Annotated in this window: 10 protein-coding genes; 6 read left to right on the top strand and 4 right to left on the bottom strand. The window is 64.5% G+C overall.

Annotated features, from left to right (window positions below; genetic code table 11):
• Both hemB and AC16XC_RS05375 read right to left on the bottom strand, forming a co-directional pair.
• Positions 1-932 (bottom strand): porphobilinogen synthase (hemB, locus tag AC16XC_RS05380; protein ID WP_484033619.1); only part of this gene is annotated, 932 nt, incomplete at its 3' end.
• Between the two features lie 49 nt (positions 933-981).
• On the bottom strand, positions 982-2,604 hold the full coding sequence (locus AC16XC_RS05375) for a peptidoglycan DD-metalloendopeptidase family protein (protein WP_484033618.1): 1,623 nt from the start codon (positions 2,602-2,604) through the stop codon (positions 982-984).
• 200 nt (positions 2,605-2,804) lie between these two features.
• Between AC16XC_RS05375 and AC16XC_RS05370 the strand changes: the two genes are divergently transcribed.
• The 6 genes from AC16XC_RS05370 to AC16XC_RS05345 all read left to right on the top strand — a co-directional run bounded on the left by AC16XC_RS05370 (position 2,805) and on the right by AC16XC_RS05345 (position 8,636).
• The gene (locus tag AC16XC_RS05370; RefSeq protein ID WP_484033617.1) at positions 2,805-5,372 is read left to right on the top strand and encodes a helicase-related protein; all 2,568 of its coding nucleotides are present in this window, start codon (positions 2,805-2,807) and stop codon (positions 5,370-5,372) included.
• A 13-nt stretch (positions 5,373-5,385) separates the two neighbouring features.
• A complete protein-coding gene (locus AC16XC_RS05365; protein WP_484033616.1) occupies positions 5,386-5,637 on the top strand; it encodes an RNA-binding S4 domain-containing protein in 252 nt (83 codons plus the stop codon).
• Positions 5,638-5,693: 56 nt separating this feature from the next.
• Positions 5,694-6,032: a ferredoxin FdxA gene (gene fdxA, locus AC16XC_RS05360; protein WP_484033615.1), complete on the top strand. Its 339-nt coding sequence runs from the start codon at positions 5,694-5,696 to the stop codon at positions 6,030-6,032.
• Positions 6,033-6,274: 242 nt separating this feature from the next.
• Entirely contained in the window at positions 6,275-6,808 is a 534-nt protein-coding gene (locus AC16XC_RS05355) for a CarD family transcriptional regulator (protein ID WP_484033614.1), read from the top strand.
• Positions 6,809-6,949: 141 nt separating this feature from the next.
• Positions 6,950-7,732, top strand: a complete 783-nt coding sequence (locus tag AC16XC_RS05350; RefSeq protein WP_484033613.1) for a head GIN domain-containing protein — start codon at positions 6,950-6,952, stop codon at positions 7,730-7,732.
• Positions 7,733-7,832: 100 nt separating this feature from the next.
• Entirely contained in the window at positions 7,833-8,636 is an 804-nt protein-coding gene (locus AC16XC_RS05345; protein WP_484033612.1) for a head GIN domain-containing protein, read from the top strand.
• Here AC16XC_RS05345 and AC16XC_RS05340 read toward each other — a convergent pair.
• Both AC16XC_RS05340 and AC16XC_RS05335 read right to left on the bottom strand, forming a co-directional pair.
• Entirely contained in the window at positions 8,633-9,568 is a 936-nt protein-coding gene (locus tag AC16XC_RS05340; protein WP_484033611.1) for an L-threonylcarbamoyladenylate synthase, read from the bottom strand. The genes AC16XC_RS05345 and AC16XC_RS05340 overlap by 4 nt on opposite strands.
• Positions 9,569-9,614: 46 nt before the next feature.
• Positions 9,615-10,453, bottom strand: an 839-nt coding sequence (locus AC16XC_RS05335) for an aryl-sulfate sulfotransferase (protein ID WP_484033610.1), incomplete at its 5' end; no start/stop codon positions are given.

Here is a 10,453-nt window from a genome sequence, read left to right as displayed (position 1 = left end):
CGCTTGAAGGCGGTCAAGGTCTCGATCACCAGCGCATCGCGATCGCCCGCGCCGGCCGCCGCGGCCGCTTCGATCATCGCGTATTCGCCGCTCACCTGGTAGGCGAAGACCGGGATCTCGAACCGCTCCTTCACCCGCCGGACGATATCGAGATAGGGCAGGCCGGGCTTGACCATCACGCTGTCGGCGCCTTCGGCGATGTCCAGCGCGACTTCGCGCAGGGCTTCGACGGCGTTTGCCGGGTCCATCTGGTAGGCCTTCTTGTCGCCCTTGAGCAATCCGCCCGAGCCGACCGCATCGCGGAATGGACCGTAAAGACCCGAGGCATATTTGACGGCGTAGCTCATGATCTGGACGTTGGCGTGGCCTTCGGCCTCGAGCGCCTCGCGGATCGCGCCGACGCGGCCATCCATCATGTCCGATGGAGCGATGATATCGGCACCCGCCGCAGCCTGGTTGAGCGACTGTTTGACCAGCATCCCGACCGTCGCGTCGTTCGCAACATAGCCGGTGCCGTCGAGCAACCCGTCCTGTCCGTGGCTGGTATAGGGATCGAGCGCGACATCGGTGAGCACGCCGATATCCTCGCCACAGGCCTGTTTGATCGCCTTGATAGCCCGGCACATCAGGTTGTCCGGGTTGAGCGCCTCCTCGCCGTCATCGCTACGCCGATCCTGCGGAGTGTTCGGAAACAGCGCCACGCACGGTATCCCGAGTCCGACGGCTTCCCGCGCCCGCTTTGCCGCTTGGTCGACCGACCAGCGCGACACGCCCGGAAGCGCAGCAACCGGCTCCTCGACGCCGGCGCCCTCGGTCACGAACACGGGCCAGACCAAGTCGGACGGCGTGAGCACCGTCTCGCGGTGCAGCGCGCGGCTCCAGCCGCTCGCGCGGGTCCGGCGCAGCCTGGTCGCTGGAAAGGAGCCTGTCATGCGGCGGTCCCTGCCGGAAAATGCGGATTTCCGCAATCTGCCTTGGGAATCAGCCGATTTCGCGCGGCTGGTCGACGCGGTCGATCTCGCGCTCCGGCGCGCCCATTTCCTCGCGCGTCGGCACCAGGCTTTCAAGCGCGGCTCCGGGCTCCACGGTCAGCAATTGCGCCAGCTGGGCCTTGAAGTTCTTCAGTTCCTCGCCGCTCAGGGTCGCGCGGGTGACGAACTGAACCGAGGACGGATTGACGTTCTGGCCGTTGCGGAACATCTCGTAATGCAAATGCGGGCCGGTCGAGAGGCCGGTCGAGCCGACATATCCGATGACCTGCCCCCGGCGCACCCGCTGTCCAGAATTCACGGCAATCCGGCTCATATGCGAATAGCCCGTCTGCAAGCCGCCGCCATGGCTGAGCTTGACGTAATTCCCGTGGCCGCCATTGCGCCCCGCAAAGCTCACCGTGCCGTCGGTGACCGCATAGATCGGCGTGCCGTATCCGGCCTTGAAATCGAGGCCCTTGTGCATCCTCGAATAGCCGAGGATCGGGTGGCGGCGCATGCCGTAGCTCGAAGTCACCCTGCCGGGGACAGGTGAAAGCAGGCCGCTGCGCTGTTCGCCGACGCCTGAAGCTTCGTAGAAGTGGCCATCCTTGCCCCAGCGCATCAGCTGGGCCCGCGGCTGTCCCCCCCGCATGATGCCCGCATAAAGCAGGTCGCCGATCTCGACATCGCCGGTGGCCGCCCGCTTGTAGGCGATGATCATGTCGAATTCGTCAGCCGATCCGATCGCGCGATTGAGATCGTACTGCTCGGCCAATGTGCGAAGGAATTTCTGGACCGCTTCCGGCGGCGCGCCAGCCGCCCTGGCCGAGCGGTACAGGCTAGAGCCGACCTTGCCCTTGACCCTGAGCGGGGTTGCGTCGACCCGGATCGGGCGCTCTTCCAGCGCCAGCGCGCCGCCTTGGCGAACCGCGCCGATCTCGAGATCGAAGCGCGCCCGAAACTTCATCGATTCAAGCGGGCGTCGTTCCTCGGGCGATGGCCGCCGCCCCAGCACGATATCGACCTTGGTCCCGGAATCGATTTCTGCGAGCGGCATGGCCCGATCGACCATCGCCGCGACCTGCTCGGCCTCGTCCGGCGAAACGCCTGCACGCAGCAGCATGCGCGCAAAGCTATCGCCTTGCGCAAGCGTGGCGACCAGTTCGATCCGCGGCCGCTCGGGAGCGCTTGCCAGCGGGATGACCGCCGAAGTCGCCGCCATGCGCCGGCCGGTATCCCCGCCCAGCGCCAGCGGCATGATCATCTGGCTGCGGAATTCGTCGCGGACTTCTTCGTCGATATTCATCGGTGGCGCCGCTTCGAGCGATTCCATGCTGGGCCAGAAAACCAGCGACAGCGCGGCCAGTCCGAACAGGGTTGCGACACCGCGAAACCAGCGGGCGCTGCCGATATCCTGGGCCAGGTCCGGCGCGAGATCGAATTTGGCAAACCGGTCCGAGAGCTGCTCGCGCAATTCGTCGAGCCCCTCGGAGACCGAATTCACGCGGCTGATGATGCGTGGCCCGGCGACTTCCGGCACGACCCCGGGTGCGGCGGAAACCGCGAAAGCAGCGCCGCCGAAATCGCCATCGGCGACCCCCATGCCGCCATCCCGGCCGTGCGGACTATCCAATCGTGCCCTCCATCCGTCGCGGCAGGCCAGCCCATACAGGCTTTTGCTGCGCGATCCCGGTCGCCCATTTGCCGCAGGAATCTGCCCAAACGAAGTTAATTTGGCAATAAGATCGGCCAATCGAGTCAAATCCACGTCAAATTGAATCCCCGGGGCCCAGTCGCCTTGCGGTGTCGGCACTGCGCTGCCACATTTCGAGCGTGACCGATCACCGCGCACATCGTCAGGATCATGCAGTCGTGAAGGCCGTGCTCGGCCCGACGAATACCGGCAAGACCCATCTTGCGATCGAACGGCTGTGCGCGCACTCGTCCGGCGCGATCGGTTTCCCGCTGCGGCTGCTGGCAAGGGAGGTCTATGACCGGGTCCGCGCGATCAAGGGCGACAGATCAGTCGCATTGATAACCGGCGAAGAGCGGATCGAACCGCCCGAAGCGCGCTGGCTGCTGTGCACCGCCGAGGCGATGCCGCGCGCAGCAGGCGCGCTGGCATTTGTCGCGCTCGACGAAGCGCAGCTCGCCGCAGACCCTGAGCGCGGACACATCTTCACCGACCGCTTGCTCCATGCGCGAGGCCGCGAGGAGACCATGTTGCTTGGCTCGGCGACGCTTGAACCGATGGTCAGGGCGCTGGTGCCCGAGGCCGAAATCGTCGAGCGGCCGCGCTTTTCGACCCTGACCCATGCCGGATCGGCGAAATTGTCGCGGATCCCCCCGCGCTCGGCGATCGTCGCCTTCTCGGCGGAGCAGGTTTACACGGTGGCGGAAATGCTGCGCCGGTTCAGGGGTGGCGCGGCGGTCGTGATGGGGGCGCTATCGCCCGAGACCCGCAACCGCCAGGTCGAATTGTTCCAGTCCGGCGAGGTCGATTATATCGTCGCGACCGACGCCATCGGCATGGGGCTCAACCTTGACGTGAGGCATGTCGCCTTTGCCGGATTGACGAAATTCGACGGACAGCGGCAGCGGCGGCTGACCCCGGCGGAAATGGCGCAGATCGCCGGGCGCGCCGGGCGTCACCAGACCGATGGCACGTTCGGGACCCTGTCGGGCGGAAAATCGGGCAAGCCGCTCGAATTCACGCCCGAAGAGATCCATGCGATCGAAGAGCATCGCTTCGCTCCGTTGACCAGGCTGTTCTGGCGCGAAGCGGATCTGCGGTTCGACGATCTCGATACGCTGATTGCCGATCTCGAGGCGAAGCCCGATAACGAAGCGCTGGCATCCGCCCCGATGGCGATCGACCTGGCCGTGCTCAAGCGGCTGGCCGACGAGACCGATATTGCCGAAACCGTGACCTCGCCCAGCCTCGTCGAGCGCTTCTGGGAAGCCTGCTCGCTGCCCGATTTTCGCCAGCAGGGTGCGGAAACCCATGGCCGCTTCGTGGCGCGGTTGTGGCAGGATCTGCAGCGGGGCTGCCTTGATCCCGACTATGTCGCGGCCAAAATTGCCGCGCTCGACAATCACACAGGCGATATCGACACCCTCCAGGGGCGCATCGCGTCGGTCCGCAGCTGGTCCTATATCGCCCAGCGCCCGGACTGGGTCGCGGCGAAGGACGAATTGGCCGCCCGGGCGCGCGGGATCGAATCGCGCCTGTCCGATGCCCTTCACCAGCGGCTGACCGAGCGCTTCGTCAATCGCCGCACTTCGGTCCTGATGAAGACCATGGGCAAGGATGCGGCCCTGCTGAAGGTCGAACTTGGCGATGGCGGCGAGGTTTCGGTCGAAGGGGTCGTGATCGGCCAGCTCGAGGGATTTCGTTTCGTGGTCGATCCCGTCGCCGGACATGCTGATCGCAAACTGCTGCTGGCGGCCGCCGAGAAGCACATCCCGGCACTGCTTGCCCAACGGGCGCAAGACCTCATCGCCCGCGAATTGGGTCAGCTCGAATTGCGACGCGGCAAGATCGTTCGCGGCGACCAGCTTGTGGCAACGCTCGAACCGACAAAGACAGTCTGCCAGCCGAAGATTGTCCTGGCGAAGGAACTGGGTGCGCTCGATCTGGCGCAGCGAGCGAGGATTGCGGAAGCGCTCCAGCACTGGCTTGACTTACGGCTCGCGCCGCTCGCACCCTTGCGCCGGATCGAGGAGGCGGCCCGCGATCCGGAGATCGGCGGGGAAGTGCGTGCGCTGCTGCTCCAGCTGGTGGCGGGCGCCGGCTATGTGCGGCGCAGGCAAGCGAATCTCGACCATATCGCCAAGGAGAAGCGACCTCTTCTCAGGCGTCTTGGCATCACCATCGGCGCACTCGATGTCTTCGTTCCGGCATTGCTCAAGCCAAGGCCGCGCGCGCTCCTGGGGTTGATCGGAGCTGACGGGAGGCCGCTCAACGAGAACATGGCTGCGGTGATTGGCGAAGGCGAAAGGCTGCCATCCGGCTATCGCGCCGCGGGGAACCAGGCGATCAGGCTCGATATGGCAGAAAGGCTGTTCCGGGCGGCACATGACGAGCGGGCGTCGACTTCGGCCAAGCGGTTCCGGATCGACCGCGCGCTGGGCACATCGATGGGGCTCGCCGACGAGAGCTTCATCCGCCTGATGGGCGATGCCGGATTCCGCCGTCTTCGGCCCCAGGTCCTTCCCGACGGTGCGTTCGGCCCGCCCGCCCCGGAAATCTGGAGCTGGCGCGCACCGCGCTCTGGCGTACAACCGAATGGGGGTCGGAACAGGCGGCGTTCGGGCCGGCAGGAAAAACCGGCGAAGCGCAGATCCGCCGCACCCGGACCGGGCAATGCGTTCGCCGAACTGGCCGATCTCATCCGGTAGTTGTGGCTCGTCCATGCGAATCGACCGGCTGCTCTGGTTCCTCCGCTTTACGAAAACCCGCACCAGGGCCCAGAAATGGCTGGCGGAGGGGCATATCAGGCTCAACGGCGAGAGGGTCGAGCGGCTCGATCGGGCGGTGACGCAAGGCGATATCCTGACCCTTCCCCTAGGCGAGCATGTGCGGGTGATAGAAATCCTCGCTTTGCCTTCTCGCAGGGGGCCGGCATTGGAAGCGCGCGCCTGCTATCGCGAGCTTGACGCTTGAACCGCAATCGCCCTAGCAGGCTGGATTGAAGAACCTAGCGAGGGATTTATTCGCCCATGACCTATGTCGTCACCGACGCCTGCATCCGCTGCAAATACACGGATTGCGTCGAGGTCTGCCCTGTCGACTGCTTCTACGAAGGCGAGAACATGCTCGTCATCAATCCCAGCGAGTGCATCGATTGCGGGGTTTGCGAGCCGGAATGCCCGGCCGAGGCGATCCTGCCTGATACCGAGGCCGGGCTCGAGCAATGGCTCGAGCTGAACACCAAATATTCGGCCGAATGGCCCAATATCACGGCCAGTAAGTCGCCGCCCGACGACGCGGACGAGCACAAGGGCGAACAAGGCAAGTTCGAGAAGTACTTTTCGCCCGAGCCCGGCGAAGGCGACTGAGCGCACGGGTTTCGGCCCGCTTCCGGTCGCTTTGCCCCGCCTGATTCGCGGGGCTGGAATTTTTGTTACGAATCTGCTACATATTATTTGATGGCTGCACTTATCCACAGGCGGCATCGTTAATCACGAAAGGCAGGCTCGCCGCAAGGACCGGTAGACGAAGGATTGAGGTCGCAGCCCTTGCTGACGGCCTGCGATACTTTCTGACCCCCCGATCGAGCCTGCGACATGAAAGGATTATTATGGCAGCCGAGGCTCCCGCCTTCTCTGTTGGCGATTATGTCGTCTATCCCAAGCACGGCGTTGGCCGTGTAATCGAACTGCAAAACGAGGAAATCGCCGGGATGCAGCTCGAACTTTACGTGTTGCGCTTCGAAAAGGAGCGCATGACGCTGCGCGTCCCGGTCAACAAGGTCGAATCGATCGGTATGCGCAAGCTGTCGAGCGACAAGACGCTCAAGGAGGCGCTCGATACGCTGACCCAGAAGCCCAGGGTCAAGCGTACCATGTGGTCGCGCCGCGCCCAGGAATACGAAGCGAAGATCAATTCGGGCGACCTGGTTTCGATCGCCGAAGTGACTCGCGACCTGTTCCGCGCCGACGACCAGCCGGAACAGAGCTATTCCGAACGGCAGATTTTCGAAGCGGCATCGAGCCGCCTTGCCCGCGAGCTCGCGGCAATGGAAAAGACCGACGAGCCGACCGCGCTCAAGAAGATCCTCGCGATCCTCAACGAGCATGCGCCGAAATATTACGATACTGAAGAAACCGTGTAATTTCAAACACTTGCTTTCGAATTCGGGGCCGTCCGGCAGGGCGGCCCTTTTCCTTGAGGGCTGGCCGCGCCGGCCCTTCAAAACTTGAGAACCGATCCCATATAGTGTATTAGTGTATTAATACGCTCTGGGAGATTCGCGATGCGGTTCGACAAATTCTTCGAAACCATGGGCCCGATGGTCGCCATGGCCTTCGCCAATGGCGGCTTCAAGACCGCGGACGGAAAATTCAACTTCGAAGGCCGGGAAGGCGTCCCGCTCGACGAGCTCGACCTTTCAGGCGAGGTGCCGACGGTGATCAAATTGCTCGGCGCCGATGTTGTCCGGATCACCGAGGGCGCGGACTTCACGATCGCAGTCGAGGGCGAAGAGGAGGCCAAGGCGCGCATGCGCTTCCTGGCGGAAGACGGTTCGCTGATGGTGCTGCGCGATCGCGAAGGCTGGCGCGGCGGTCCGTCCTCGACCGTGACGATCACGATGCCCGCCCCCGAACAGATCGAATTGCTCGGATCGGGCGCGATCCATTGCGATGCGTTGGCGCAGGAAGCGAAGATCGCGATCCTGGGCTCGGGCAAGGTCGAAACCCACGGGATCGAGACGCGTTCGCTCAAGGTGAAATTCGCCGGGTCGGGCAGCTACAAGGCCAGCGGAACGACCGGGGAGTTGAAGCTTTCGATTGCGGGATCCGGCAACGCGAAGCTCGGCAGCCTGAAAGCCGACAAGGTGCAGATCGCGATCACCGGCTCGGGCGACGCGACCTTTGCCTGTGACGGCGAAGTCGACGCCAAGATCACCGGCTCGGGCAAGGTTACCGTGCGCGGCTCGGCGCGCTGCAGGGTCAAGAGCTTCGGCTCGGGTGTCCTGATCTGCGAACCGGCGGGTTCGGTCACGCTCGATCACGAAGAGATCGGACAAGGCAAATAGCGCTTGCCTTAGCCCCCTGCTGGTATCCACTCCTTGCCAAACGCCTGGTCGCTCGTGATAGCTACACGGCCGGGTCCTTCATCGTCGGGAAATTAGATCCGTGCCGCAGCAAAAGCCCAAACTGAGAGCTCGCGAGATAGTGTTCGCGGTGTTGCTGGGCGGGCTTGCGGCCGGCGGCGCGGCCTTGACCATATCGTTGATGGATGACGACCAGATGGCCTTTGTCGGTCCAGGAAGCGCGGTCGCCGGCCCAAGCGAGATGACTTACGAGCTTGCCCCGTTCGAGGCGATCACGACCGCTGGCCCGCAGGACATTGTGGTTACCTTTGGCGACGAGATTTCGGTCCGCTCGGAAGGTTCGCCGCGCGCGCTTTCGCTGCTCGAAGCGAAGGTCGAGAATGGCAGGCTGTCGATCGGGCCGCCGGACGGGTTCAATTGGGGTGGCTGGGGACAGCTCGAAAGCGCGACATTTTACGTCACGCTCCCCAGGCTGGATAGCATCAATCTCGCCGGGAGCGGCGATGTCCGGATCGACAAGATCGAAGGCGAGCGGCTCGAAGTCGTTGTCGGCGGTCCGGGCGAACTGGCGATCGCCGAACTGGCGGTCGACGAGGCCGACTTCACCGTTGCCGGAGCCGGCAATATCGTCGCCGCCGGATCCGCCCGCGAAGCGCGCGTCACCGTCGCCGGCGCGGGAGAAATCCAGGCTGGCGGCCTGCGGAGCGAGACGGCCTCGATCCAGATTGGCGGGGCAGGCGACGTCGCGCTGACCGTTGATCGCGAGGCGCAAGTTTCGATCATCGGCACTGGCGACGTGTCGATTTCGGGTCCGGCCCAATGCTCGCTGACCAGGGTCGGGAACGGCGAATTGATCTGCAATGGCGTGGAAATCGTTCCCAACTAGCCCCGGGCCGCGCGCGCCAGCCTGTCCCTGATCGCGGCGCCGATGCCCGCAGCCGGAATTGGCGCCACCGCAATCCGCTCCTGCGGCGCATCCGCCGCTTCATGCATGCAGGCATACAGCCGGGCTGCCGCTTCGGCGAGGTCGCCCGATGCGGACAGGGTGCAATCGCCCTGCACTTCGCCAAAGCCGATCAGGAACTCGTCCTCGCGCGCATCGGTTGAGTCGAGCCGGATCGGCTTGCCGGGCGAGTAATGCGCGGCCAATTGCCCGGGCGCTTCGATCTTGCCCGGGGTGACGTCTTGAGGCGGGCCGAGAATTGAGGCGATTTCCCCTGCTCCGACCGGGCCGGGACGCAGCAATTGCCAGCTTCCGTCCGCGCGCAATGCTACGATCGTCGATTCCAGCCCCCGCTCGCACACGCCATCGTCCAGCACTGCGGCGATCCTGCCGTCGAGCGATGACAGGACATGCTCCGCCGAAGTGGGGCTAACTGTCCCGCTGCGATTGGCGGAAGGGGCAGCAAGCGGGACTCCCGCCGCGGCCAGGATCGACTGCATCACTTCATTCGCGGGCATTCTCAACGCAATCGTCGGCAGCCCGGCAGTCACCGCCGGAGCGATCCGTGCTCCCTCGCGCAAGGGCAGCACCAGCGTCAGCGGGCCTGGCCAGAAACGCGCAGCGAGCCTTTCGGCCCGCTCATCGAACCCTGCGATACCCTTTGCCTGTTCGATGTTCGCCACATGGACAATCAGCGGATTGAATTCCGGGCGGCCCTTGGCGCGATAGATCGAAGCGACCGCATCGGTGCTGTCGGCGCGCGCCGCGAGTCCGTAGACGGTCTCGGTCGGAACCGCGACCAGCCCGCCCGTGCGCAGCAAGTCGCCGGCGCGGGCGATACCTGCTTCGTCGGCTGCGAGGCGTTCGGTCTTCATCGGGCGGCGCTAGCTTCCCGCCGCCGCCAAGCCAAGCGCGTTGCGCCTATTCCGGCGTTCCCGGGACGCGGAATGACGCAAGATCGGTGCGCTCTACGGCCATCTGTCCGGGCGCCTCAAGCTGGGGGATCCACGAATAGGGCAAGCGATAGGCGCGATAGACCGCAGGCGAAGCAAGCGGCCCGCCGGTGCTCGGCGCCTGCATATATTCCCACACGATCTCGCCTTCGCCGGTCACTTCGAATACCCGCCCGGAAGGTCCTTCCGTTATCAGCGTGTTGCCGTTTTCGAGCCGCTGTGCGCCGCTGATATTGAAGGCGAAGAAATTGGCCGCACGATAGGCCCAGACCACTTCCAGCGTCACCGGGTCGATCTCGATCACCCGTGAATCGTGCCGGCGGTAATTGGTCTGTCCGGTGGGCGAAAGGGCGGTGGGGTTCCCGTATCCCCCGGAGCCACCATTGTCGAAGATCAGCATGTTGCCGGCGCCCGGCAATCCGGGCGGGATCAGGTGCGCGTGATGCTGGCCGACGATCTGGCCGATCGCCATCTCGGCGAGCGAATCGGCATAGTCCGGCCCAAGCTGCCAGACGATCGCACCCGAGCGATCGATGATCGCGATGATGCTGGTCTGGCGGCTCGAAATGACGACATTGTCGGGGTGGAAGCGTGTGTCGCCCGCATCGTACCATCTGTTCGGCCCGAGATAGGTCGCGGAATTGATGTGGAACCAGTCGAAATTGTCCCGCACCCCGCCCGCCCGGATCGCGCGCCGTTCCGCGACGTTGAAACCGAGTTCGTCGATATGGTCGCTGGCGCGCCAGTCCCACACGATATTGTTGTCGGCATCGAGCTCGTAGATGCGGTCGTCCTCGAGCACGACAT

Source organism: Candidatus Andeanibacterium sp., assembly GCF_057143545.1.
Note: the sequence above shows the minus strand (reverse complement) of the source record. Positions and strands in the feature narration are given on the sequence as shown.

Excerpts from the sequence above, each read along its gene's own strand:
- AC16XC_RS05365 (WP_484033616.1), top strand. The coding sequence starts at position 5,386 with ATGCGAATCGACCGGCTGCTCTGGTTCCTCCGCTTTACGAAAACCCGC.
- fdxA (WP_484033615.1), top strand. The coding sequence starts at position 5,694 with ATGACCTATGTCGTCACCGACGCCTGCATCCGCTGCAAATACACGGAT.
- AC16XC_RS05355 (WP_484033614.1), top strand. The coding sequence starts at position 6,275 with ATGGCAGCCGAGGCTCCCGCCTTCTCTGTTGGCGATTATGTCGTCTAT.
- AC16XC_RS05350 (WP_484033613.1), top strand. The coding sequence starts at position 6,950 with ATGCGGTTCGACAAATTCTTCGAAACCATGGGCCCGATGGTCGCCATG.
- AC16XC_RS05340 (WP_484033611.1), bottom strand. The coding sequence starts at position 9,568 with ATGAAGACCGAACGCCTCGCAGCCGACGAAGCAGGTATCGCCCGCGCC.